Genomic DNA, 23553 nt, shown 5'->3' with positions numbered 1-23553 from the left:
GCTACCTGGACGGTCGGAGCAGGGCGTGTGACGGTCGGTGCCGGTACGCCGCGTGCGCGATCAGGCGAAATCGCGTCCGATCGGCGATCCGTCGACCATGAGGTCGAGGTACTCGGTCATGCCCACGCCACGGCGCCCCTCCCAGGTGTAGGTGGTCGGTCCCTCGATGATCCGGGTCGTCTGCCCATCTCGACGGTGGCGTAGCGGGAGCGGAGTCCGGACCTCGGCGCTTACCTCGTGCGTCGCGCCGTCCTCGGTGCTGATGACCCACTCCACGGACGCCGGGTACCACCCGTCGACATAGCTGGTGGTCGCCTTCGCACCGACGATCTGGGTCGCCGGTGACTCCGGGCCGTGGTGAATGTAGCCGTGTGCGATGTACTCGCCCTCGGTGTCGGTCCCGATCATCGTGCACGCGATGCCGAGGTCGGACGCGAAACTAGCCGTCAGCCACCTGTACCAGGAGATCTGCTGCCAGCGCCGGGGCCCCCACGAGTGATCGCGCAGGCTCAGGCCGTTGTCGAGTGAGAACACCTCCTCCCCGACGGTGGCGGTTCCGGCGGTGCTCATGTGCTGCTCGAAGTGGGCGCCGGCGAAGTTGTCGAGGATCTTCACATCGGGTCCGCCGCTCCAGACCGGTGACGCCCGGTGGAAGGTCAGGTCGATGGCGACGTCGCGGCGCTCCGCCTCGCTGAAGGCGGCTCTCGGGTTCTCCAGGACACGGTAGTCGGTGAAGATGGCTACCGGGCCGCGGTAGGTGACGCGGTGGTGCTGGAACGGTTCGATCACCTCGAAGGTCAGCCCTCCGGCGTCGTGGAGCAGGGGGTCGCGGATGTCGGCGCGGTCCCACCAGAAGCCGATGCTGCCGTCGGGGAGGTAGAGGCAGATGGTGACCTCGGCAAACCCGTCGTTGACACGGTTGCCGATCCGCACCCAGCCGGTCAACCCGTCGTGCACGGCGAAGCTGTAGTAGGCACTCTCATTGTGATCCGGGTGATCGGTGATCGGGTGGAGGTAGTCGTCGTTCGGCTTGAAGCTGGTGCTCATAGGGATCCTCGGGTCATCGTGGCGGGGCGCGGCGGAGAGCGCGGACCACTGGTGGGTGAAAGCCTCCGACCTTAGTTTATGTTAGATTAAATACGTGGGTGACTCAAGCACCACCACCCTCGGCTCCGGGCCCGCCCGAGTGACCCTCAGCGTACGTGAGTATGGGGTTGTCGAAGGCGAAGTCGTCTCCGGCCGGATCGGCGCCGGTGGGCCCGCATGGCATCGAGGACGGGGGCTCGCCCCGGTGGTCGCAGATCTAGAGGAGGACATGTGGCGCCAGGCAGTCAGGCGAGGCTCCGGCACGAGGTCGCGCAGGAGGTCGAGCAGCGCGTTGGGCTCACGGACGGCGACGGTCTGGGCGAGGCCCTGCGCAGCGTGCTCGTCGACCCTTTGGATGACCCGACGATCGTGATCGACGGCCTGCAGCGCCTCAGCGGCGGCGCGAGCCGAGAGACCTGGGCGTTCGACGTTCGGCAAGGCGACGGGCAGACCTGTCGGCTCGTCCTGCGCCGCGATCCGCCGGCGGCTGTGCGAGCAGACGGCGACATGTCCCGGGAGGCCTCCGCGATCGAGGCGGCGGCCAGGCGTGGCGTCCCGGTGCCGAGAGTCGTCCTGCACAGCGACAGCTCGGACCTCCTCGGCACTCCATTCATGGTGATGACTCACGTCGACGGCGAGACTCGCCCGCGTCGTATCCTGCGCAATCCCGAGTACGGTCGCCTGCGTCCTCGTCTGGCTGAACGCTGCGGTGAGATCCTCGCCGGGATTCACGCAGTCGACCCGACGGAGATCGATGGACTGAAGTCCGCGGACTCGCTGCAATCGCTGCGCGAGGATCTCGATCGATACTCGAACTCGAGTCCGGCGTTCGAGCTGGCCATGCGCTGGCTCGAGGAGAATCGCCCCTCGCACACGAACGACGCCGTCGTGCATGGTGACTTCCGAAACGGGAACCTACTGGTGGGGCCCGAGGACATCCGTGCGGTTCTGGACTGGGAGGTCGTCCACCGCGGAGACCCCATGGAAGATCTGGGGTACCTGTGTGCGCGCGCGTGGCGGTTCCGCGTCTTCGACAAGCCGGTGGGCGGCTTCGGAGACTACGCCGACCTGTTCAGGGGGTACGAACGAGTCGCCGGTGTCGAGGTCGATCCGTCGGCGGTCCGTTGGTGGGAGCTCTACAGCTGCGTTCGCTGGGGTGTCGGCTGCATGTCCCAGGCTTGGCGTTTCCTCTCCGGCGCGGAACAGTCCGTCGAGCTCGCGGCCATCGGTCGACGTGTGTGGGAGCAGGAGTACGACGTCCTGTTGCACCTGCGTGAGCTGGCGGAGGCGGCGTGATGGCGCGCGGAGTACCAACCACGATCGAGCTGGTCCAGGCGTTGCGTCGCTTCCTCGAGGACGAGGTGAGGTCCAGTGCCGATGACCGGCTGAGCTACATGGGCCGCGTCGCGGCGAACGTCGCCGGGACCGTCGAGCGCGAGCTGACCGCGGGGCCCGCCCTCGCGGCGCGTCATCGAGAGCGCTTGGCCGGATTCGGCGTCGCAGACGAATCGGAGCTCGCGAACGCGATCCGGCGCGGTGTGCTCGAGGGGCGCCGTGCTGAGGTCGTGGATGTTCTGCTCGCCGACGTCGCCGGGAAGCTTGGCAGCTGGAATCCGGACTACCTCGAGCCGTCCGATCGTCGGCACCTCACCGGCCTTGTTGACGGGGCAGCGGCCGAGCCCGGGGAGTCGCTGTGAGGCCGGTGGATCGCGGCGGGCAGGAGGCCCCATTGAGAGCGATGGTGTCCCGGTCCGTCGACGACGCCGGCGTGGCGCTGCTCACGCTCCGTGGTCCTGATGCTGAGAACGCCTGGTCGATGGAGCTGGGGGAGGCGTACCTGGCGGCACTGCGCGAGCTGGAGGCCGACCCCGCGGTGCGGGCGGTTGTCCTGATGGGGGCCGGGGACACCTTCTGTCGCGGTGGCACGCCGGAGCTGCGGGAGGCCATCTCCGGAGACCCGGCGTGGGCCGGGGCGTTCCTGTTGGAGCCTGTCCACTTCGCCAAGCCGCTGATCGCCGCAATCAGCGGTGCCGCCGCAGGTATCGGCTTCTTGCAGGCCCTGCTGGCGGATGTACGGTTCGCCGCGTCCGACACGGTCTTCTCGACGGCACCGCGGGGTTGCGGCGACGTCGCCGAAGCTGGCATGGCATGGCTCCTCACGCAGGTGGCGGGACGCGGGACCGCCCTCGACCTGATGCTCTCGGCGCGCGAGGTCGACGCCGAGGAGGCGCAGCGTCTGCGTTTGGTGCATCGGGTCGGCGATCCTGGCGCGATGCTCGACTCTGCCGTCGCCTACGCCCGCGACGTGGCGTCGATGTCGAGTCCAGCGTCGGTCAATGTGATCAAGCATCAGGTCACGGCGCAGGCGACGATGTCGGTCTCGGAGGTGGAAGAGGCTTCGCGCACATTCGTCGCCGAGTCGCTCGCGGGGGCCGACTTCGCGGAGGGAGTGGCCAGCTACCTCGAGCGGCGTCCGCCGAGGTTCGCCCCGTTGGCGTTCGCGCCCGCCGACCGCGGCCATCGGCTCGAGGTCGAAGAATAGGCTGGGACCTGGCATTCCTCTTGAATTTATTCTATAGTAAATTAGAGAATGTTGTCCACGGTGTCCCTGCGCCATGATCGAAGGAACAAGAGCTGATGACGATTGATCTGACAGGACGGGCCGCGGTGATCACCGGTGCCGGCAACGGGCTCGGTCGATCGCACGCTTTGCTGCTCGCGGCCCGTGGCGCTTCCGTGCTGGTCAACGACTACGGAGGGCCGGTATCGGGAGCGGAGGGCGACCACGGGCCGGCCGACGCGGTCGTGGCCGAGATCCGCGCAGCCGGCGGAATCGCCGCACCGAACTATGCCGACGTCTCCGACCCGTCGCAGGCGGTACGGATCGTCGAGGCGGCCGTGGCCGAGTTCGGTCGCTTGGACGTCGTCGTGAACAATGCCGGGATCCTGCGCGACCGGACGTTCGCGAAGAGCACTCTGGACGACTTTCGCGCTGTCGTTGAGGTCCATCTCCTGGGAAGCGCCAACGTCACGCACGCCGCCTGGCCCCATTTGATGGACTCGGGGGCGGGCCGGGTCGTCTTCACGACCTCGCTGGCCGGTACCTCGGGGAACTTCGGCCAGTCCGCCTACGCCGCCGGCAAGCTCGGCGTCGTGGGGCTCATGAACGCACTGGCGATCGAGGGGCGTCGTCACGGCATCCTCGTCAACTCGGTCTCCCCGGGCGCCTCCACGCGCATGACCGACGGACTGAACCCTCCGGCGCTCGACCAGTACCTCAAGCCTGAGCTGGTGTCCCCGGTCGTGGCCTATCTCGCGAGTGAGACCTGTGATGTGACTGGGCAGATCATCCAGGCCTTCGCGGGCGGGTACTCACGGATCCACTACGTGGAGAGCGAGGGGGTGCAGTTCGATCCTCGCGAGGACGTCACTCCTGACGCCTTCGCGGAGGTCTTCGATGCCGTCCAGGACCTCGACGGCGCTCGCCCCACGACACCGGGAACCGCCGCGCGAGTCGAGGAGCGGCTGCGCAGCATCGGCCGGTGGGAGGCATGACGTGGTGAAGATCGACGATGCCGCGGCTCTCACCGCGATGGTGGGTCGCGATCTGGGGGAGACGGGTTGGATCGCGATCGAGCAGAAGCTGATCGATGCCTTCGCCGACACGACCGGCGACCACCAGTGGATCCACACCGACGTCGAGCGCGCCCGGCGTGAGGCCCTCGGGGGCACCACCATCGCTCATGGTTACCTGACGCTCTCACTGCTTCCGCGCCTCGTCGACGATCTGTTGTGTGTGGACGCGATCAGCGGACTCAACTACGGAGCAGACGGTCTGCGCTTCCTCGCACCGGTTCCGTCGGGGTCACGAGTGCGCCTACGGGCCAGCGTGAAGGACGCGTCGCCGCAGGGCCTGGGCGTCCGGGTGGTCTTGGCGGCGACCTTGGATCTCGAGGGGTCCGAGCGCCCGGCTCTGGTCGCGGACCTCATCTTCCTGTTCTTCTTCGAGCCCGTCGAGAGGTGAGGGCCATGGCAGTCGACGGTCGGGGAACAGCTACTGAGGAGAAGGAGACGACTATGAGTCCCGGCACGATCATCCTGGGCGATGAGCAGGTGTCACGGGAGGAGGTCTTGGGCCAGGCGGCACGTCTCGCCGGTGGGCTGGACTCTCTGGGCGTCTCGGAGCGGGACACCGTCGCCCTCCTGCTACGCAACGACCTGTCCTATCTTGTGGCCGGACGTGCTGTGCGGTACCTGGGAGCGCACGTGGTGCTGCTCAACTATCGCAGCAGGTCCTCCGAGGTCGACTACATCATCTCGGACTCACGACCCTCGGTGATCGTGGGCCACGCGGACCTCCTGTGGAATGTTCGCGACATCCTGCCCGAGGTCCCGATCCTGGTGGTCCCGAGCGAGGGTCACGCAGCGAGTCCGGATCCTCTGGCCGAGCAAGTGCTCTCGGAGGTCGCGGGGGCACGTCCGTGGTCGGACTTCATCGCTGAGAGCCCGTCCCTCGAGGCCGGACCACAGGCATCGACCGAGGCGATCATCTACACCTCGGGGACGACGGGCAAACCCAAGGGCGTCCGTCGCCTCCCGTTCACCGACGACCGCGGAGCTCGCAATCTCAACGAGATGTCACGGGTGTTCGGGATCGGCGAGGGATCGCGGGCTCTCGTGCTCGGCCCGCTCTACCACTCGCTGCCGGACACGGCGTCCAAGCTCGGGCTCGAGCTGGCCGACCTTTTGGTGATGCAGAAAAGGTTCGATCCCGAGCTCACCCTCGCACAGATCGAGCGGTACCAGATCACCGAGCTCTCACTCGTGCCGACGATGTTCGTTCGGATCCTCAAGCTGCCTGAGAAGGTCCGGCGTAGATACGACACCTCGAGCCTGAGAACCGTGATCCACACCGGTTCGCCATGCGCCCCCGACATCAAGCAGGCGATGATCGACTGGTGGGGACCGATCGTGCACGAGCTGTACGGAGCGACGGAGGTCGGGGTGACCTTCTACGTCGATTCCGTCGACTGGCTCAAGAAACCGGGGACGGTCGGTCGGCCGCTGCCCGAGACTACCGTCGAGATCGTGGGACCGGACGGCAAGGCGGTGCCGCCGGGCGAGGTCGGCGAGGTGTTCGCGCTGAACCGGCTCGCACCCGACTGGGAGTACATCGGTCGTGAGAAGCAGACCTACGGTGACGGCCTGGTCAGCGTCGGCGATGTCGGCTTCGTCGACGAGGACGGCTTCCTCTTCCTGTGTGACCGCAAGAACGACATGATCATCTCCGGCGGGGTGAACGTCTACCCTGCCGAGATCGAGGCCGTCGTGATCACTCACCCCAGGGTTGCCGACTGTGCCGTGTTCGGAGCACCCGATCCGGACCTCGGCGAGAAGGTCGTCCTCGCCGTTGCCCTGCTCGACGGCGAACAGCTCGAGGGAGAGACGCTTCGTGACTATGTTCGAGAACGCCTCGCATCACACAAGGTTCCCAAGATCGTCGACTTCCATCAGGAGCTGCCGCGTCAGGAGAGCGGGAAGGTGATGCGACGCCAGCTCAGAGAGCCCTACTGGCGTGACGTCTCACGTTCGATCTGAGCGGGACCGTCCCGTGGATGGCCTGTTCCAAGATTGATTGACCCACCGAGAACACCACGGCAGCACCGGCTCGGTGCGCCCCAACCAAGGAGTGAACCATGACCAAGGCCGTCATCGTCGGTGCTGTGCGCAGCCCGATCGGTCGCCGGGGGGGCGCCCTGTCGGGTCTGCATCCCGTGGACCTGACCGCGCAGGTGCTGAACGGACTCGCCCGTGAGGTCGGGATCGAGCCGGAGAACATTGACGACGTGGTGTGGGGGTGTGTCAGTCAGGTCCACGAGCAGGCTGGGGACATCGCTCGCACTGCCGTGCTGGCTGCCGGATGGCCCCTCTCGGTGACCGGTGTGACGGTCGACCGTCAGTGCGGCTCCTCGCAGCAAGCTGTCCACTTCGCCGCGGCGGGGCTCGTGGCCGGCCACTACGACGTCGTCGTCGCAGGCGGAACCGAGTCCATGTCGTGGGTGCCGATGGGTTCGCCGATGGGTGATCGTGACGCCTTCGGCCCGGCTTTCACGGAGCGTTTCGGCTCCGTGCCCTTCCAAGGTGACGGGGCCGAGCTCATCGCTCGCACGTGGGGCTTCACGCGCAGGCAGATGGACGAGCTCGGTCTCCGCTCGCACGAGCTGGCTGCTGCCGCGCAGGATCGTGGAGACTTCGACGACCAGATCGTCCCGATCACCTTGCCCGACGGCTCGGTCTTCGCTCAGGACGAAGGGGTACGTCGCGGTGGCTCCCTCGAGAAGATGGGCGCTATCGCGCCGGCCTTCGGAGCTGACGGCCTCATTGCTGCCGGCAACGCATCGCAGATCTCCGACGGCGCGGCAGCCCTGCTGATGACGACGCAGGAGAAGGCTGAAGAGCTGGGACTCAGGCCGCTCGCCGTGGTGCACACGGCGGCGTTGGCCGGCGATGACCCGATCATGATGCTGACTGCCCCCATCCCGGCCACGGAGAAGGCGCTCAAGAGGTCCGGACTGAGTCTGTCCGACATCGGGACCTTTGAGTTCAACGAGGCATTTGCCGCTCCGCTGCTGGCGTGGTTGCAGGAGATCGGCGCAGACCCCGCGTTGGTCAACCCGCAGGGCGGTGCGATCGCTCTCGGACATCCCTTGGGTGCCTCGGGGGCGCGTCTGATGACCACGATGGTCCATCGGATGCAGGCCGATGGGACGCGGTACGGACTGCAGACGATGTGCGAGGGCGGCGGGCAGTCCAACGCCACGATCCTCGAACGTGCCTGACCAGGGGGGCGAACCGGAGGGCACATCGACTCCGGTGACGGTGACCCGAGAGGGCTCGGTCGCCGTGGTTCGGTTCAATGCTCCGGCGACTGCCAACGCGTGGACGCTCGAGCTTCAGCTGGGCTACACCCGTGCCCTGAGCGGGTGTGCGGACGACCCGGAGATCGCCGTGGTCGTCGTCACCGGGGAGGGTCGGCACTTCTGCGCGGGGGCGGACCTGTCGCTCCTCGACAGCCTTCGACGAGGCGAGGAGCCTGCCTCGGAGCTCAGTCCGGCCTCAGTACTTCGTACTCTCGAGTTCCCCAAACCGTTGGTGGCCGCCGTCAACGGGACGGCGGCCGGACTAGGCCTCATCCACGCGTTGATGTGCGACGTCCGTATCCTCGCCGCGGACGCCGCCCTGACCACCGTGTTCGCGCGGATGGGGTTGGTGGCAGAACACGGGGCCGCTTGGTACCTCTCCCAGATCATGGGGCGCAGCGCAGCTGCTGAGCTGCTCATCACCGGGCGGAGCGTGGGTGCGGTCGAGGCCTTGGATCTCGGTCTGGCCCACCAGGTGGTGCCCGCCGGTGACGTCGTGTCGGCGGCGATCGAGTACGCCCGCGCGGCGGCGGAGCACGGCCGACGTCCGGGCTGGGGTGCCGTCCGGCGAGCCGCATCCAGCGACGTCGCCGCCGCCAAGGCGTTCTTCGCCTCCGCTCGATAGTTGGGAACTGGCGTCGGCCCCCCGCCCGAACCAGGCCTGGTCTCGCAGGGTCGATGCCCGGGGTTGCACTCGTGAGCTCGGTCCACATCCTTGCCGAGGGTCCCAGGTGAAAGGGGGCCTCTTTGAATCTAGGATAGGCTCGAATACATGCCGAAGGCCAAGAAGACCACACGGGAACTGAGGGCGTCGGTCGACTCCGGAGGCGACGAGAACAGCAAGTCGAGTCGGACCCGCGCACGCATCCTGGAGGCGGCGGCCATCGTCCTGAAGGAGCGCGGCTACGCCAGCTGTCGACTGTCCGACGTGGCCGCGATCGCCGAGATCCAAGCTCCCGCGCTGTACTACTACTTCAAGTCACGAGAGGAGCTGATCGAGGAGGTCGTCACCATCGGGCAGAAACGCGTCTTCGATCACGTCACCGAGGTGCTCGAGGCCGGCGACGACCTGGAACCCATCGAGCGCATCAGCCTCGCGGTGCGGGCACAGCTCGAGGTGACCCTTCGCGACTCCCATCACGCCTCGGCGGCCATCCGCACCTCGGGGCACCTGCCGCCGGAGATTCGTGCCCGTCAGCTGGTGGAGCAGCGCAAGTACGGCGAGCTGTGGCGCCAGCTGATCGCGGCGGCTGTCGACGCCGGCCAGATCAACGAACAGCTGGACACCAGTTCGGCCCGACTCTTCGCCCTCGGAGCGCTGAACTGGGTACCCGAGTGGTGGGACCCGAAGGTGGGAAGCCTGGAAGGTGTGATCGCCAACGCTCAGGCGTTCGTGCTCCACGGGCTGAGGGGCTGACGCCCCGCTTCGAGTCCATGCTCCCCCTACGGCCTCCGGGGGCCGGGTGCCCAGTGTCGGCCCAGCTCATCGATGTCGATCCGCTGGGCGGTCGGTGGTGCCGGTGGTCGAGCGGGAGTGCTGCTGAAGCGGGGTGCAGGTGCTGCGTGGGTGAGGCCATCGACCAGCGGTGTCGACGCACGTGCCGCGACCTGCGGATCCGAGGGTGTCTGTGAGAGCCGTCGGACCGGGCTGACGCAGGCGTCCAGCATGGAGAAGCGCTCGGCCCACTCGGCCTGGGTCCGGGTGGCGAAGATCCTGGCAAAGTCAGCGCGGTACTGGGGGTACCGCTCCGCAGCATCCTGTGGGTAGGCATCTGGATCGAGATCCAGGCCCTCCAGGAGCTGTGCGTAGAACTGTGGCTCGACGGCTCCGACAGCCATGAACTCCTCGTCGGCGCAGCGGTACGTGTCGTAGTACGGATGCCCGCCGTTGAGCAGGTTGGTGCCGGGAAGGTCGGTCCACTCTCCCCGGGCGTCCATGCTCCAGAACAACTGACTCTGCAGGATCGCTCCGTCGAGCATCGCGACGTCGACCACTTGTCCCTCACCGGTCTGCTTCATGTGCCAGAGCGCGGCGAGCACACCCGTCAAGGCCAGCATCGAGCCTCCCCCGTAGTCGCCGACGACGTTCAACGGGGGTGCGGGTGGTGATCCGGCCCGACCGAAGGCCGCCAGGAGCCCGGAGGACGCGATGTAGTTGATGTCGTGTCCGGCCTTGTGAGCCATCGGACCGTCCTGGCCCCAGCCGGTGACGCGGACGTAGACGAGCCGTGGATTGCGTGCGCGGCACGGCGACGGGCCGATGCCCAGTCGCTCGGCGACACCGGGCCGGAATCCCTCCAGGAACACGTCGGCTTGCTCGACGAGGTCCAGCAGTCGGCCCACGTCGGTCTCGGACTTGAGGTCGGCGGCGACGTGCTTTCGGTGGCGGAGCACGAGGTCCGTGGCGGCGTTTGCAGGCCGCTCGGGTCGCTCGATCCGGATCACGTCGGCGCCGAGATCGGCCAGCATCATCGCAGCGTGCGGAGTGGGACCCAAGCCGGCCATCTCGAGCACGCGTAGTCCAGCGAGGGGTCCAGTCATCGAGTTCCTCCGTGTCAGGTCGTGGCGCGCTTGCTTCCTCAGCGACTTTAATCTATCTTAAACTCAAATATTGACGGGTCGCACTCGGGTCCATGTCGGGGCCAAGAATGCGACCACAGAATCTAATGCAGATTCAAAAACAGGAGGTCAGTGATGCGCACCGAGCGCGAGGTCGAGCTGTCGGACGAGTTCTTCCGGCTGTTGGAGACAAAGGGGACGTCCATGGCGGCGAAACCACGGACGCAGGTCACCTCCGTCTACACGGACCCGGGGTATCTGGCTGACGAGCGGCGCACGCTCTTCCGCGGTCGACCACTGCTGTTCTGCCTCAGTGGCGAGCTGGCCGAACCCGGGGCCTACGTGACCGCGGAGCTCGATGGCCTGCCGGTCGTGGTGCTGCGCGGCGAGGACGAGCACCTGAGGGCGATGGTCAACATGTGCTCACACCGGGGGGCGCGGATCTACACCGAGGAGCGGGGCACGGTCCAGGGTCGTGGCGTCTCCTGCCCCTTCCACGCCTGGACCTACGACATCTACGGGCGTCTCATGGGTCAGCCCCTGGCCCGCGAGGGGTTCAAGGACTGCGATCGGGACGCGCTCTCCATGCGGCACCTCGACGTGTTCGAGCGACATGGAGCGGTCTTCGTGACCCCGGCCGACGCCGGGTCCGACGCGGGGGAGGGTTTCGATCCGACGAAGATCTTCGGAGCCGCCGATGATGATCTTCGTGACTTGAACCTGAAGGACTGCCGGCTGGTCGAGTCCCACACCCGGACGATCGGACTCAACTGGAAGCTGGTCATCGACACCTTCCTGGAGTCCTACCACGTGTTCTCCCTGCACCGGGACACTCTGGCGACGCGGCAACTGTCGGCACCGGGAATCACCGAGGATCTGGGCCCGGTGGGTCTGGTCGTCGGCATCCGCAACTCGATCTTCGAGGAGCAGGACAAGCCGAGCAACGAGCGGCGTTTCAGTCCTCACGCGACCCTGCAGTACATCCTCTACCCGAACGTGATCGTCTCCCACCAGATCGACCACATCGAGACCTGGCAGGTCTGTCCTGGCGCCGGTCCGGACGAGGCGCTCGTGCGCACGAGCATCTACTCCTACGGCAGCGACATCGACGAGCGCACAGAGCGGTACCTGCGTCGCAGCATCGAGGTGCTGATGGCGGTCACCGACGAGGAGGACTTCCCCCAGGTCGTGCAAACCCAGCGCGCCCTCATGGCCGGCGGCATCGGGCAGTTCACGTTCGGACGCAACGAGCCCGGGTTGATTGCTTACCACGAGTGGCTCGACGACGCGATGACCACATGAGTCGCCGCCTGACATCCCTCGACCCTCCGGGAGAACCCTCGATGACATCTGACGACACCCCCATCGCGACCGAGATCGACGCCGTGGTGATCGGAGCCGGCTTCTCCGGCCTGTACGCGCTCCACCGGTTGCGTGACTACGAGGGGCTCGACGTGCGGATCCTGGAGGCCACCCAGGGGGTCGGCGGTACCTGGAACACCAATCGCTACCCGGGGGCTCGGTGCGACACCGAGAGCTGGGTGTACTGCTACTCCTTCTCCGAGGAGCTGCTGAAGAGCTGGCGATGGACGTCCCGGTACCCGGACCAGGCGGAGCTGCTCACGTACTTCGAGCACGTGAGCGACCGCTTCGACCTCCGCAAGGACATCGTGTTCGGCACTCGGGTGGTGGCTGCGAGCTACGACGAGGCGCGGGCTCGGTGGCGGGTGCTCACCGACGGAGGTGACGTCTACGAGTGCCGGTACCTGGTCTCGGCCATGGGCACGCTCTCGGCGGCGCCGTACACACCGGCGCTCCCGGGCCTCGAGCAGTTCTCCGGCGAGTGGCACCACACCGGGGCCTGGCCGGCCGACGGCGTGGACCTTTCCGGCAAGCGGGTCGCGGTGGTCGGCACCGGTTCCACGGGTGTGCAGACCATCCCCGTCATCGCCAAGGAGGCGAAGCACGTCTACGTCGTGCAGCGATCTCCCCAGTACACCGTGCCTGCCCGTCACGCCACCATCGACGACGCCATGTTCGACGACATCCAGGCTCGCTACGACGACATCTGGAGTGTCGCGCGACGCTCGGCCGGTGGATTCCCCTGGGAGCACAACGGTCGCTCAGCGCTCGACGAGAGCGATGAGGGACTGCGAGAAACTCTCGAGGCGCTCTGGGCCGAAGGTGGCCTGAAGTTCGTCTTCGGCTCCTATCGCGACCTGCTCACCGACCACCGGTCGAACGAGCGCGTGGCCGAGTTCGTGCGGACCAAGATCGGCGAGCGGATCGACGACCCGGAGCTCGCCGCCAGGTTGACCCCGACGCACTATCCGTTCGGAGCGCGACGTCCCATCGTCGACACGGAGTACTTCGAGACGTTCGGTCGGGACAACGTGACCCTGCTCGACCTGCGCGAGGAGCCGATGGTCGGGGCGACCGAGCGTGGCCTGCGCACCGAGGCGGGAGATTACCCGGTGGACGTCATCGTCTTCGCCACCGGCTTCGACGCGGTGACGGGGCCGTACCTCAAGCTCGACCTACGCGGCATCGGTGGGGTGAGCCTGTCGGAGAAGTGGGACGACGGCCCGAGCAACTACCTCGGCCTGATGCAGCACGGGTTCCCGAACCTGTTCACCATCACGGGGCCGGGATCGACGTTCGGCAACCACGCCGTGAACATGGAGTTCCACGTCGAATGGATTGCCGACTGCATCGGGTTCATGCGGCGCCAGGGTATCGACGCGATGGACCCGCACGCCGAGGCGGAGGCCGCCTGGGGAGCGGAGATCGTGGCACAGGTCGACCAGACCGTCATTCCCGGGACCGACTCGTGGTGGACCGGTGCCAACATCCCCGGCAAGCAGCGCCGGCCGCTGTTCTCGGTGGGCAGCTACAAGTACTACCGCCGTCGGTGCCGGAACGCCGCGGACGACGAGTACGTCGAGTTCGATCGACATCAAGCGAACCGGCCCGACCAGCATGCTCGCCCCATGGAGGGGGTCACCTCATGAACGCACCTGCCAGCTACGAGACCTCGGACTCGATCGCCTACTTCCGGATCGATCGGCCCGAGCGGTCCAACGCGTTGAACGGCGAGGCCCTCGAGTTGCTCGATCAGGCTCTCGACGATGCCGCGGCGGACCCTGACATCCATGCTCTCGTCTTCGAGGGCAGGGGGAAGGGGTTCAGCAGCGGCTACGACCTCGCGCCGACCGGTGCCATCAACATCAAGCACCAGACGATGCTGCAGGACTGGGCGCGTCTGCAGCGCAACAACGACCGGTGGGAGCGAATCTTCAGCTTCCCCAAGCCGACCGTCGCCAAGGTGCACGGGTTCGCCCTGGCCGGTGGCCTGGAGCTTGCCCTGTCCTGCGACTTCGTGATCTCTACCGACGACGCGCGGTTCGGACACCCTCCGCTGAGGGCGCTCGGCGTCCCACCGTTCATGCTGTTCCCGCAGACCATGGGGCACCGTGACTCCCGCGAGATGCTCCTCACGGGGAATTCGGTGTCGGGGCGCGAGGCCCGAGGCCGCGGTTGGATCACGCGAGCCGTCCCAGCGGAGGATCTCGATGCGGCGGTCGAGGAGGTGCTGGCGTCGTTGAGGGCCATGCCGTTGGACAACCTGCTGCTCATCAAGCGGTCGCTGCTACGGGCCGACATGATCGTCGGTCATCGTGCGGTCCGCGGCATCGGCGTCGAGTTCGACGCGATCGCCCACCGCACCGACGCCGCGGGCGCCTTCTGGGACCGCGTTGACGAGGCGGGGCTCACCCGCGCCCTGCGCGATCGCGACGAGCCGTTCGTCGAGTGGTCGACCGGTGACTGAGCAGGCCGCCGGCCCCGGGCTGGGACTGGCGGAGGCCTCGGTCGTCGTCACCGGAGGTGCCTCCAACATCGGTCGGGCGATCGTGCTGTCCGCGGCGGCGGAGGGTGCGCGTGTGACGATCTGGGACATCGACGTCGAGCAGGCGGAGCGCACGGCGGACGTGGCGCGACGCGGCGGAGGCGACGTGTCGGTCGTCCGTTGCGACGCCACCGAACCCGATGCCGTCGACGCGGCTGTCGCCGCAACGGTGGCAGAGCGTGGGAGCATCGACGTCCTGGTCAACAACGTCGGGTGGAACCGACCCGCATGGTTCGCCTCGGTGACGGCCGAGGACATGGACAAGGCGGTGCGCGTCAACCTGATGTCGGCCACCTATGCCACGCGCGCCGTCCTGCCGCTGATGGAGGGCAGCGGGCGCGGCGGCTCCGTCGTCTCCGTCGCCTCTGATGCGGCCTTCGGCGAGTTGCGCACGTCGGTCTACGGAGCGGCGAAGGCCGGAGTTGTTGCCCTTATGAAGGCCCTCGCGCTGGAGTACGGACGCAAAGGCATCCGGTTCAACGTCGTCGCCCCGGGGCTGGTGATCCCCCCAGGCCCGGAGTCCGTCGGCAAGGACAGCCTCTGGGCCGTCGGGGAGCAGGACGTCATCGATGAGACGGGACGGGAGCACATCCGCGCGGCCGTCCCTCTCCGTCGTTTGTCGACGCCTGAGGACGTCGCGGGTTCGGTGCTGTTCTTCGCCAGTGAGCGGCTCTCACGACAGCTCACTGGTCAGGTCGTCAGCGTCTCTGGTGGCAAGCACATGCCCGGATAGATCGCTGCGTCCATGACCGAGACCCCACGTGTAGAGGGAAGCCAAGAATGAGTGTGACCAGGCAGGACGTGCAGGTGGTCGCGGTCCACCGCGTCGCCGATGACGTCGTTCACCTCGTGCTCGAGCCGACCGGCCCACACTCGTTGGAACCGTGGTCGCCCGGAGCGCACATCGACGTCGAGATCCAGCCAGGCCTGGTCCGCCAGTACTCGCTGTGTGGTGCCAGTGGTGACACCGACGCCTACGAGATCGCCGTGCTCCACTCACGCGACGGCCGGGGCGGATCCACCGGCGTGCACCGACTGAAGGCGGGTGCGCACCTTCGCATCTCCGCGCCGCGCAACGATTTCGAGCTCCGCGAGTCGGGTCGGTACCTGTTCGTCGCGGGTGGGATCGGCATCACGCCCCTGCTGCCGATGATCGAGATGGCGGCCGCACGTGGTGCGGACTGGACGCTCGTCTACGGCGGACGCTCCCGCACCAGCATGGCGTTCGTCGATCCTCTGTTGGAACGTCACGGCGACCAGGTGCGCATCGTCACCGAAGACGTGGACGGGCTGATCGACGTCGAGGGACTGCTGTCGAAGGCCGAGTCTGAGACGTTGGTCTACTGCTGCGGGCCCGAGGGTCTCCTGGCGGCGGTGGAGTCCACGTGCGCGGACCGGTGGCCTGTCGACAGCCTGGTCGTGGAGAGGTTTGGCTCGAGGCCGGACTCCGAGGCGAGCGAGGCGTCGGGTGACCGGGCTGCCGGGCCCGGCCCGGCTGAGCAACCCGAGGACGGGGTGGTGGAGGTCCAGCTCGGCTGCGGCGGACCGGTCATCGACGTACCGGGTGACCAGCCGATCCTCACCGCACTGATCGATGCCGGCGTCGACATCTTCTACTCCTGTCAGGAAGGGATCTGCGGGAGCTGTGAGACCACCGTGCTCGAGGGGGAGCCCGATCATCGCGACGATCTCTTGACGCCGATGGACCATCAACAGGGTGCGATGTTGGTGTGCGTCTCTCGAGCCAGAAGCCGTCGGCTGGTGCTTGACGTCGACCCGCCGTGAGAGGTGATGTGTCGCGGTCGAGTGGAGACTTCGAGAAAGTATTGATTCTAAATTAGATTTAGAGATACAATCGTATGACACACCTCACATCCCGACCGCTGTGATGCGGCCACACATGCGTGGTCCGCCCGCTTGGTCAGTCCGCGACGGAGTAGTCCGGCGCGCCGCTTTGAAGGAGACCCCATGAATCCACACCGCCGCACACGGTCGCGTCGTTCCGCGGGCGGGCTAATCGTCGCCACGGCCCTGGTCGTCAGCGCATGCGGAGGTGTCGCCGCCGACGACTCCGTGACGCTCAGCGTGAATCACGGTGGCTCGGCGGACCACCCCCTCAGTCTGGCCTTCGTCGAGTTCGCCGATGCGGTGACTGAGCGCACGGGCGGCGAGGTGGAGTTCGAGCACACCTACGAAGGGGCCATCTGCGCGATTCCCGAGGGTCTGGACTGCGTCAGCAACGGCACCGTGGACATCGGGTACATGGCGGCGCTCAACTCCCCAGAGCTGAGTCTGGTCAACGTCTCGTCGTTGCCCTTCCAAGCCACGGACATCCAGGCCGCCGCGGACGCTCACAACCAGCTGCAGGCCGACGACGACGCCTACAGCGCCGAGCTGGAGGGGCGTGGAGTGCGCTCCCTGTTCTACGTGCCGAGCACCCCACCCGTCGTGGCGCTGAAGGAGCCCATCGACTCCTTCGACGACCTCAGCGGACTCTCCTTGCGCGCCGCAGGGTCCATGGCATCAGCCGTGGAGGCCTTCGGCGGGAACGCGGTGAGTCTGGGCGCGGGCGAGAGCTATGAGTCCATCGAACGTGGAGTGGTCTCCGGCGCGGTGCTGCCCATCGAGTCGATCGTGGACCTGCGGCTCCACGAGGTCGCGCCGTACGTGTACGACATCGGAGAGTACGTCGGCCTCTACGTGATGTCGGCTTTCATGATCAACGAGAACACGTGGGAAAGCTTGTCGCCCGAGGCGCAGGAGGCCATGACCGACGCGGCGGCCGAGGTGGGCTCCGCGATCGTCGACGATCACATCCTCCCCTCCCTGGAGGGCTACTGCGAGACGGCGGTGGACGAGGGGGCCACTATCAGCGAGATCGAGCAGACTGCGGTGGTCGACCAGTGGGTCGAGGGGACTCGCCAGGAGCTGCTCGACGGATGGATCGCCGATGCGTCCTCGCTGGACGATCCGCAGGCCTCTTCCCGGGCCTACCTGGATATCTATGGTCAGCTGGAAGGTGCTCCCACTCCGCCGACGCACGAGATCTGCTCGTGAGCGCTGCAGCATACAGACGCCCTGTCGGCCGATGACCCGGTGACGGCCGCCCTCTGTCCCGCTCTTGGAGAGCCGGACGGAGGGCGGCCGCGGTCGCTCGGCGACGCCGGCGTCCCGGCGGTGGAGCGGTCCATCAGGATCCAGCGGTGCCGGAGTCGATGCTGATGGGCCGCCTGGCCGCCCGACTGACCGTCCGTGCGGTGCCAGGGTCGCGGAGGTCGACCATTGGTCCAGTGACGTCTTCTGGCTCGTCGACGTCGAGATGAACGAACGATCGATCGGGCTCACGGGTGGGGGGTGGGGCGGCTCGGACAGGACCGGGCCTCACGACGCCACCAGTCAGGAGCCGACGATGCTGCCGGCCTCACGTGGCACGTGCTGGTCGCGGAGCAGGCGTCGCAGCACCTTTCCCGTCCCCGTGCGCGGCAGGTCGCGGACGAACTCGACGTACGAGGGTTTCTTGTAGCCGCCCACCCGATCGCGGACGAACATGATCAGCTCCTCGGTCGTCGGACGAGGCATGTTCTGGACGAGCACCACGGCGGCGAGTGGGGTCTCGCCCCACCGTTCGTCCGGTACCCCGACAACGCACGCCTCGCGCACGGCTGGGTGCTCGACCAGTGCCTGTTCGAGCTCGGCCGGCCAGATGTTGTAGCCCCCGGACACGATCATGTCGTCCTTGCGGTCGACGAGATGCAGATATCCCTCCTCGTCGAGGAAGCCGACGTCTCGAGTCCGGATGCTGCCGTCGTCGAGCGTGCGAGATGCGGTGCCCTGCGGATCACCCCAGATGCCGCTCATCGTGCCGTGGCTGCGGGCGGCCACCTCTCCGACGGTTCCCGTGGGGAGTCTCCGTCCGTCGTCGTCGACGATGGAGATCTCCATGTTGGGCTGCGGACGGCCCGCTGAGCGGTGTCGCCTCGACCCGCGCTCCATCGGATGCTCGTGCGGCCGAAGGACCGACATCGGGCTGCTCTCGCTCTGTCCGTACACCTGGTACAGCGCGTCGCCGAAGCAGACGACAGCCCGCTCGAGAGTGGCTTCGGCGATGGGCGATCCGGCGTACCAGATGCAGCGCATCGAGCTGAGATCGCGCCGCGCGGCATCGGGGTGCTCGACCATGGCCTTGATCATGATCGGCGCGGCGGCGGCATAGGTCAGGCGATGCTCCTCGATGAGACGGAGCGCCTCGCCGGCATCGAACGGTGCCATGGGGAGCACGCTGGCCCCGGTCTGGATGATCTGCCAGAGGTTGCCGACCGCGACGTGCGTGAGGGAGCCCGCCGCGAGAAAGCGGTCCCGCTCGTCCATGGTGGGCAGGATCGCTGCGAAGTCGGTGCTCTGTCCTCGCCACCGGGCGGAGCTGTGCCAGATCCCCTTCGGCCGTCCCGTCGTGCCGCTCGAGAAGCGGATGATGTGGGGGGCGTCGTCGTCGATCGGAACCATCGGGTCTGTCGCGCTGCTGGCCGCGATGAGGTCTTCGTACCCGACTGCTGCCTGATGTTGTTGGACGACTGAGCCAGCTGCATCGATGGCGATGACCCGTAGGTGAGGACGGTCGACCAGCAGCGGGCGCAGGTTCTCGAGGTACTGCGCCTCGACGATCATCACGCGGGTGTCGATCAGGTCGAGCAGGTAGGCGTTCACCTCTGCTGAGTGGTAGGGGTACAACGACGCGCGTGGGAACCCTCCCAGCGCACAGGCCGCGACGCATTCCAGGAGCTGGCTCGAGTTGTCCCCGAGGACGGCCACGCGGTCGCCTGGCACGATGCCGACGTCCCGCAGGCCGTTGGCGAGTCTGCACGCCCGTTCGTAGAGCTCCGACCACGTCTCGATGCCGTCCGGGGCGACGACCGCGGCGCGGTCCCCGTGCGCGACGGCGGTGTTGCGAAGCATGACGGACAAGTTATGGCTGACCTCTTCTCACCCGGTCTGGAGGTAGGATGACCCGCACCGGTTCAAATCGAGAATAAATTAAATTGCTGTCGAGGCACAAGTGCGTGAGCCCATGGTTCGAGGGAGGAGCCGCGATGTCCCAGTCCGATGCGGTGGAGTTGGGGGCGATGGTGCCCGGCGAGTTCGACGCACGAGAGGTCGACTCCTACGCGGCGATGGTCCGAGCCCTGCGGGGAGTGCAGGATGTGATCGCTTCCCTCGGCGCCGTTCCGGCGGCCTTCGACGCCCTGGCCGAGGAGCTCGTCGGGCTGCGCACGCGACTGGAGCCCTATGCCGGGCCGGAGCACGAGCAGGCATGGGGGCGGATGGTGCAAGTCCCCGCCCGAGGTCGGGCCATGGCGCCCGAGCTGCAGATGATTCCGGCCGGCGAGGGGCGCTTCGAAGGCACGGTGAGGTTCGGGCGCTGGTTCCTCGGGGCCGGCGGGGCGGCGCACGGCGGCGCGATTGCCCTCCTCTTCGACGACCTGCTCGGCGGGACGGCAACCTCGGTCGGCGCTGGCTTGAAGCGCACGCTCTTCCTGCATGTCGATTACCGAGCCCTGGTGCCCATCAGTGCCGAGCTCCAGGTCGAGGCCTGGATCGAGAGCGTCGATGGCCGCAAGATCCACACTCGGGGCCGCATTTGTCAGGAAGGTGTGGTGTGCGCCGAGGCCAAAGCGCTCTTCCTCGAGCTGACGCCGTCCCAAGGGTGGGGACGAGGTGCGAGCGGTGACTTCGTCCAGGGCGCGGCATCTCAGCACGGCAGCGCACAAATCGATACTTGATTATAAATTAGATTCAACTTACGATCTACGTATGGCCTGCGTCACATCATGCAGGCTGAGTGCGGCCGCTCGCGTGAGCAGCCGACGCGGCTCTGCGGAGTCCGTTGCGGCCGATGACCCTCAAGGAGACTCCATGACCAGGACAAGACCCCGCAGAACGTGGGGTATCGGGACCGCAGCGGCCCTCTCGATCGCCCTGGCGCTCAGTGCCTGCAGCGGCGTCGCGTCCGGCGACACGGTCACTCTCACGGTCAGTCATGGGCTGTCGGCTGAGCACCCGGCCAGTCAGGCCTTCACCACGTTCACCGACGACGTGACCGAACGGACTGGAGGCGACGTGGAATTCGAGCACACCTACGAGGGGGGCGTCTGCACGGTGAACGAGGGACTCGACTGCGTGAGCAACGGGACGGTGGACATCGCGTTGATGGCGACCGTCGACTCACCCGAGCTCTCCCTGATCAACGTCTCGTCGTTGCCTTTCCAGGCCACCGACCTGCAAGCGGCCACTGACGCCCACGTCCAGCTCCAGGCCGAGGACCCCGACTTCGAGGAGGAGCTGCAGAGTCGGTCGGCTAGGGCGCTCCTTTACGCGCCCGGTGCTCCACCCGTCATCGCACTGAAGGACCCCATCGAGTCCTTCGACGACCTGAGCGGACTCTCGTTGCGCGCCGGGGGCTCCATGGCGACGGTCGTGGAGGCGTTCGGCGGCAACCCGGTCACCATCGGCGCTGCCGAGACGTACGAGTCCATCGAGCGCGGCGTGGTGTCGGGCGCAGTTCTCGCCTTCGACACCATCGTCGACATGCGGCTCCACGAGGTGGCGCCCTACGTCTACGACATCGGCGCGTACGTCGGCCTCTACGCCATGACCTCCTACATGATGAACGAGGAATCGTGGGATCGTCTGTCCTCCGAAGCGCAGGAGGTCATGTCCGAGACCGCCACCGAGGTGAGCGCCTCGATCATCGACGAGCACTTTCTGCCGTCGTGGGCGGCGGCCTGTGAACAGGCGAAGGAGGGCGGGGCCGCCATTGAGAAGGTCGAAGAAACGCCGTCCCTCCGGACATGGGTGAACGACGGCCTGCAGGACCAGCACAACCTGTGGCTCGCAAATGCCTCGTCCCTCGACAATCCCGACGAAGCGTTGCGGGCTTACGTCGAACGATACGACGAGCTCAAGGGCGAGCCGACGCCCCCGGCGCACGAGACATGCTCGTGACCAGGGGTGGTGCGCTGCGTCGAGCTCGTCCCCCGCTCGACCGGGCTCGTCCCAAAGAAGGCGGTGGAAAGCCGATGATGGACCGCATCGACCGTGTCGTGGCGCGGCTGTCGGCTGTGTCGGCCGTGCTGGCCTGCGTCCTGATCGGCGGCATCCTCGTGGTGATGGTGACTGACGTGGCGAGGCGGAACATGACTGGCGGCTCCTTGGCCGGCGCCTACGAAGTCGTGACGATGATGCTGGTCGGGGTCGCCTTCCTCGGTCTGGCGTGGGCGGAACGCTCCGGCAGCAACATCAAGCTGACCCTGGTGACGTCTCGGCTCCCTGAAGCTCCTGCGCGGTTCGCTCGCACGATCGCCGCCGTCCTCACCGTGGGGATCTGCGCCTGGTTCACCATGGCCACCTGGGACGCCGCCACCACCTCGATCGAGCGGGGTGAATACAGCCAAGGATTGCTGTCGATCCCCCTGTGGCCGGGCAAGCTGGTCATCTCTCTCGGTTTCGCCTTGCTGACCGCCGAGTTCTGCATGAGTCTGCGTCGTGCTTGGCGAGGCGGCGTCGCCGTTGGCGACGACTGGACAGCAACCGGTACCGAGTCAGAAGGAGAGCGAGCGTCATGAGCGCTGACCTCATCGTGGTGACCGTGCTGGCGGTCCTGATCCTGTTCCTGTTCATCGAGATGCCGGTGGCTTTCGCGCTCGCCACCTCCGGAACGGTGGGCTTCATCCTGCTGCGCGGCAGCGACGTCGCGGGCACGACGCTCAGCAGCATCCCGTTCACCGCGACGTCGTCCTACACGTTGGTCATCATTCCGCTGTACGTGGCTCTGGGGATGTTCGCGCTGCACGGCCGGCTCGCCGAGCGGGTCTACGCTGCAGCGCGAGTTCTGCTGCGCAGATTGCCAGGTGGACTCGGGGTCGCCACAGTGGCGGCGTGCACGGGATTCTCCGCTGTCTCCGGCTCGAGCCTGGCCACGGCGGCCAGCCTCGGCAAGCTGTCGGTCGGCGAGATGATCAAGGTCGGCTACCAGCCGAGGTTCGCCGCCGGCATCGTTGCCATCGCCGGCACCTTGGGCATCCTCATCCCGCCAAGTGTGGTCATGGTCATCTACGGAGTTCTGGCACGCGAGTCCGTGGCCGAGCTCCTCGTCGCGGGGATCGTCCCCGGAGTCTTGTGCGCAATAGCCTTCGCCACGTTGATCGTGTTCCGCGCTCGCGCCATGATCGACGTCCCGACGGACGATTTGAGTGTCGCCCTGGCACACGCCGGAGGGGTAGGCGGCTCGGCGAGGGGCGCCTCGGTGGACGTGGCGCCGTCCGGGCCCACCGAGCCAGCCGATGAGCAACCGACAGTGCTTCAACAGCTGCGCGCCCTCCTCTGGATCGGATTGATCGCGCTCGTCATCGTCATCGGTCTCTTCAGTGGCATCTTCACCGTCATCGAGTCGGCGGCGATCGGCGCGCTGGTGGCACTCCTCGTCCTCCTGGTCGAGAACCTCCGGTCCGGCGTCAAGCAGATTGCATCGTTGGTGAAGGACTCGGTGCTGCAGACCGCTGCGATCACCTCGATGGTCTTCGCGCTCGTTGTGGGCGCCGCGATCTTCGCCGGGTTCCTCGTCACGGCTCGCGTGCCGATGCGGTTTGCCGACTGGGTGGTCACGGTCGATCTGCCCCCGCTGCTCATTGTGGCAGTGATCCTTCTGGCGGTTCTCCCACTGGGCATGTTCCTCGAGCCGTTGGCGATCGTCCTGATCGTCGTTCCGCTCGTGCACCCCGCCGTGACTGGACTGGGCTTCGAAGGGGTCTGGTTCGCGGTCCTGTTCGTCATGATGCTCGAGATCGGATTGGTGACGCCGCCAGTCGGCATCAATACCTTCGTGGTCTCCATGGCGTCGGGCGTGCGTGCAGAGACGGTGTTCTTGGGCGTGTTCCCGTTCGTTGGCGTAGCCCTGGCCATGGTGGCGGTCGTGTTCGCCTTCCCCGAGCTGGCGTTGTGGCTGCCCTCGGCCGTCACGCCATAGCTGCGCTGGTTCGGGCGCTGTTCGGCTCACGTTGAGAATCTGGGGCTGTTCGTGAGCAGCGA

The 23553-nt window shown here is 67.0% G+C and carries 22 protein-coding genes; 19 read left to right on the top strand and 3 right to left on the bottom strand.

All coding sequences use genetic code 11. The features are described from left to right. Positions 1 to 60: 60 nt before the first annotated feature. The gene (locus tag ACHAAC_RS11040) at positions 61 to 1047 is read right to left on the bottom strand and encodes a DUF7064 domain-containing protein (protein WP_435716279.1); all 987 of its coding nucleotides are present in this window, start codon (positions 1045 to 1047) and stop codon (positions 61 to 63) included. 270 nt (positions 1048 to 1317) lie between these two features. Between ACHAAC_RS11040 and ACHAAC_RS11035 the strand changes: the two genes are divergently transcribed. From ACHAAC_RS11035 to ACHAAC_RS10995, 9 genes are all read left to right on the top strand, one after another. Further along, positions 1318 to 2382 (top strand): phosphotransferase family protein, encoded by a 1065-nt coding sequence (locus ACHAAC_RS11035; protein WP_435716278.1) that lies wholly within the window; start codon positions 1318 to 1320, stop codon positions 2380 to 2382. Further along, entirely contained in the window at positions 2382 to 2783 is a 402-nt protein-coding gene (locus ACHAAC_RS11030) for a DUF6285 domain-containing protein (RefSeq protein WP_435716403.1), read from the top strand. The genes ACHAAC_RS11035 and ACHAAC_RS11030 overlap by 1 nt, the downstream gene beginning before the upstream one ends. A 41-nt stretch (positions 2784 to 2824) precedes the next feature. Beyond that, positions 2825 to 3628, top strand: a complete 804-nt coding sequence (locus tag ACHAAC_RS11025; RefSeq protein WP_435716402.1) for an enoyl-CoA hydratase-related protein — start codon at positions 2825 to 2827, stop codon at positions 3626 to 3628. 95 nt (positions 3629 to 3723) lie between these two features. Beyond that, positions 3724 to 4641 carry an SDR family NAD(P)-dependent oxidoreductase gene (locus ACHAAC_RS11020; RefSeq protein WP_435716277.1) on the top strand — a complete coding sequence of 306 codons (918 nt, stop codon included), beginning with the start codon at positions 3724 to 3726 and terminating at the stop codon, positions 4639 to 4641. 1 nt (position 4642) lies between these two features. Further along, positions 4643 to 5110 carry a MaoC family dehydratase gene (locus ACHAAC_RS11015; protein ID WP_435716276.1) on the top strand — a complete coding sequence of 156 codons (468 nt, stop codon included), beginning with the start codon at positions 4643 to 4645 and terminating at the stop codon, positions 5108 to 5110. Between the two features lie 53 nt (positions 5111 to 5163). After that, a complete protein-coding gene (locus ACHAAC_RS11010) occupies positions 5164 to 6684 on the top strand; it encodes an AMP-binding protein (RefSeq protein ID WP_435716275.1) in 1521 nt (506 codons plus the stop codon). Positions 6685 to 6782: 98 nt separating this feature from the next. Continuing rightward, positions 6783 to 7925, top strand: coding sequence for a thiolase family protein (locus tag ACHAAC_RS11005; protein WP_435716274.1), 1143 nt, complete (start codon positions 6783 to 6785; stop codon positions 7923 to 7925). A 34-nt stretch (positions 7926 to 7959) separates the two neighbouring features. Next, positions 7960 to 8631: an enoyl-CoA hydratase-related protein gene (locus ACHAAC_RS11000; RefSeq protein WP_435716273.1), complete on the top strand. Its 672-nt coding sequence runs from the start codon at positions 7960 to 7962 to the stop codon at positions 8629 to 8631. 147 nt (positions 8632 to 8778) lie between these two features. Further along, complete coding sequence (locus tag ACHAAC_RS10995) at positions 8779 to 9423, top strand: TetR/AcrR family transcriptional regulator (RefSeq protein ID WP_435716272.1); 645 nt, start codon at positions 8779 to 8781, stop codon at positions 9421 to 9423. Positions 9424 to 9449: 26 nt separating this feature from the next. Here ACHAAC_RS10995 and ACHAAC_RS10990 read toward each other — a convergent pair whose 3' ends face one another. Next, on the bottom strand, positions 9450 to 10547 hold the full coding sequence (locus ACHAAC_RS10990; RefSeq protein ID WP_435716271.1) for a CaiB/BaiF CoA transferase family protein: 1098 nt from the start codon (positions 10545 to 10547) through the stop codon (positions 9450 to 9452). Between the two features lie 153 nt (positions 10548 to 10700). On the opposite strand from ACHAAC_RS10990, the gene ACHAAC_RS10985 reads away from it, so the two are divergent. The 6 genes from ACHAAC_RS10985 (at position 10701) to ACHAAC_RS10960 (ending at position 17529) form a co-directional block, all read left to right on the top strand. After that, a complete protein-coding gene (locus tag ACHAAC_RS10985) occupies positions 10701 to 11867 on the top strand; it encodes an aromatic ring-hydroxylating oxygenase subunit alpha (protein WP_435716270.1) in 1167 nt (388 codons plus the stop codon). Positions 11868 to 11908: 41 nt separating this feature from the next. Further along, the gene (locus ACHAAC_RS10980; RefSeq protein ID WP_435716269.1) at positions 11909 to 13576 is read left to right on the top strand and encodes a flavin-containing monooxygenase; all 1668 of its coding nucleotides are present in this window, start codon (positions 11909 to 11911) and stop codon (positions 13574 to 13576) included. Next, a complete protein-coding gene (locus tag ACHAAC_RS10975) occupies positions 13573 to 14394 on the top strand; it encodes an enoyl-CoA hydratase-related protein (RefSeq protein ID WP_435716268.1) in 822 nt (273 codons plus the stop codon). The genes ACHAAC_RS10980 and ACHAAC_RS10975 overlap by 4 nt, the downstream gene beginning before the upstream one ends. Continuing rightward, positions 14387 to 15205: an SDR family NAD(P)-dependent oxidoreductase gene (locus tag ACHAAC_RS10970; RefSeq protein ID WP_435716267.1), complete on the top strand. Its 819-nt coding sequence runs from the start codon at positions 14387 to 14389 to the stop codon at positions 15203 to 15205. Before ACHAAC_RS10975 ends, ACHAAC_RS10970 begins: the two co-directional genes overlap by 8 nt. A gap of 47 nt (positions 15206 to 15252) precedes the next feature. Beyond that, complete coding sequence (locus tag ACHAAC_RS10965; protein ID WP_435716266.1) at positions 15253 to 16257, top strand: PDR/VanB family oxidoreductase; 1005 nt, start codon at positions 15253 to 15255, stop codon at positions 16255 to 16257. Between the two features lie 183 nt (positions 16258 to 16440). After that, positions 16441 to 17529 (top strand): TRAP transporter substrate-binding protein, encoded by a 1089-nt coding sequence (locus ACHAAC_RS10960; RefSeq protein ID WP_435716265.1) that lies wholly within the window; start codon positions 16441 to 16443, stop codon positions 17527 to 17529. Between the two features lie 339 nt (positions 17530 to 17868). On the opposite strand, the gene ACHAAC_RS10955 is transcribed toward ACHAAC_RS10960, so the two are convergent. Next, complete coding sequence (locus ACHAAC_RS10955; protein WP_435716264.1) at positions 17869 to 19425, bottom strand: class I adenylate-forming enzyme family protein; 1557 nt, start codon at positions 19423 to 19425, stop codon at positions 17869 to 17871. Between the two features lie 134 nt (positions 19426 to 19559). On the opposite strand from ACHAAC_RS10955, the gene ACHAAC_RS10950 reads away from it, so the two are divergent. The 4 genes from ACHAAC_RS10950 (at position 19560) to ACHAAC_RS10935 (ending at position 23491) form a co-directional block, all read left to right on the top strand. Beyond that, positions 19560 to 20249: a hotdog domain-containing protein gene (locus ACHAAC_RS10950; RefSeq protein ID WP_435716263.1), complete on the top strand. Its 690-nt coding sequence runs from the start codon at positions 19560 to 19562 to the stop codon at positions 20247 to 20249. A gap of 133 nt (positions 20250 to 20382) precedes the next feature. Continuing rightward, positions 20383 to 21471, top strand: a complete 1089-nt coding sequence (gene dctP, locus ACHAAC_RS10945) for a TRAP transporter substrate-binding protein DctP (protein ID WP_435716262.1) — start codon at positions 20383 to 20385, stop codon at positions 21469 to 21471. 74 nt (positions 21472 to 21545) lie between these two features. Continuing rightward, positions 21546 to 22091, top strand: a complete 546-nt coding sequence (locus ACHAAC_RS10940) for a TRAP transporter small permease (RefSeq protein ID WP_435716261.1) — start codon at positions 21546 to 21548, stop codon at positions 22089 to 22091. Then, the gene (locus ACHAAC_RS10935; protein WP_435716260.1) at positions 22088 to 23491 is read left to right on the top strand and encodes a TRAP transporter large permease; all 1404 of its coding nucleotides are present in this window, start codon (positions 22088 to 22090) and stop codon (positions 23489 to 23491) included. Before ACHAAC_RS10940 ends, ACHAAC_RS10935 begins: the two co-directional genes overlap by 4 nt. Positions 23492 to 23553 lie beyond the last annotated feature (62 nt).

This window comes from Aeromicrobium sp. CF4.19, from assembly GCF_051262555.1.
Lineage (GTDB): Bacteria > Actinomycetota > Actinomycetes > Propionibacteriales > Nocardioidaceae > Aeromicrobium.
This window is presented reverse-complemented; position numbering and strand designations above follow the sequence as displayed.

Excerpts from the sequence above, each read along its gene's own strand:
- ACHAAC_RS10955 (WP_435716264.1), bottom strand. The coding sequence starts at position 19,425 with ATGCTTCGCAACACCGCCGTCGCGCACGGGGACCGCGCCGCGGTCGTC.
- ACHAAC_RS11005 (WP_435716274.1), top strand. The coding sequence starts at position 6,783 with ATGACCAAGGCCGTCATCGTCGGTGCTGTGCGCAGCCCGATCGGTCGC.
- ACHAAC_RS10940 (WP_435716261.1), top strand. The coding sequence starts at position 21,546 with ATGATGGACCGCATCGACCGTGTCGTGGCGCGGCTGTCGGCTGTGTCG.
- ACHAAC_RS11020 (WP_435716277.1), top strand. The coding sequence starts at position 3,724 with ATGACGATTGATCTGACAGGACGGGCCGCGGTGATCACCGGTGCCGGC.
- ACHAAC_RS10990 (WP_435716271.1), bottom strand. The coding sequence starts at position 10,547 with ATGACTGGACCCCTCGCTGGACTACGCGTGCTCGAGATGGCCGGCTTG.
- ACHAAC_RS11030 (WP_435716403.1), top strand. The coding sequence starts at position 2,382 with ATGGCGCGCGGAGTACCAACCACGATCGAGCTGGTCCAGGCGTTGCGT.
- ACHAAC_RS11025 (WP_435716402.1), top strand. The coding sequence starts at position 2,825 with ATGGTGTCCCGGTCCGTCGACGACGCCGGCGTGGCGCTGCTCACGCTC.
- ACHAAC_RS10965 (WP_435716266.1), top strand. The coding sequence starts at position 15,253 with ATGAGTGTGACCAGGCAGGACGTGCAGGTGGTCGCGGTCCACCGCGTC.
- ACHAAC_RS10950 (WP_435716263.1), top strand. The coding sequence starts at position 19,560 with ATGTCCCAGTCCGATGCGGTGGAGTTGGGGGCGATGGTGCCCGGCGAG.
- ACHAAC_RS10960 (WP_435716265.1), top strand. The coding sequence starts at position 16,441 with ATGAATCCACACCGCCGCACACGGTCGCGTCGTTCCGCGGGCGGGCTA.
- ACHAAC_RS10935 (WP_435716260.1), top strand. The coding sequence starts at position 22,088 with ATGAGCGCTGACCTCATCGTGGTGACCGTGCTGGCGGTCCTGATCCTG.
- ACHAAC_RS10985 (WP_435716270.1), top strand. The coding sequence starts at position 10,701 with ATGCGCACCGAGCGCGAGGTCGAGCTGTCGGACGAGTTCTTCCGGCTG.
- ACHAAC_RS10975 (WP_435716268.1), top strand. The coding sequence starts at position 13,573 with ATGAACGCACCTGCCAGCTACGAGACCTCGGACTCGATCGCCTACTTC.
- ACHAAC_RS11040 (WP_435716279.1), bottom strand. The coding sequence starts at position 1,047 with ATGAGCACCAGCTTCAAGCCGAACGACGACTACCTCCACCCGATCACC.
- dctP (WP_435716262.1), top strand. The coding sequence starts at position 20,383 with ATGACCAGGACAAGACCCCGCAGAACGTGGGGTATCGGGACCGCAGCG.
- ACHAAC_RS10995 (WP_435716272.1), top strand. The coding sequence starts at position 8,779 with ATGCCGAAGGCCAAGAAGACCACACGGGAACTGAGGGCGTCGGTCGAC.
- ACHAAC_RS11010 (WP_435716275.1), top strand. The coding sequence starts at position 5,164 with ATGAGTCCCGGCACGATCATCCTGGGCGATGAGCAGGTGTCACGGGAG.
- ACHAAC_RS10980 (WP_435716269.1), top strand. The coding sequence starts at position 11,909 with ATGACATCTGACGACACCCCCATCGCGACCGAGATCGACGCCGTGGTG.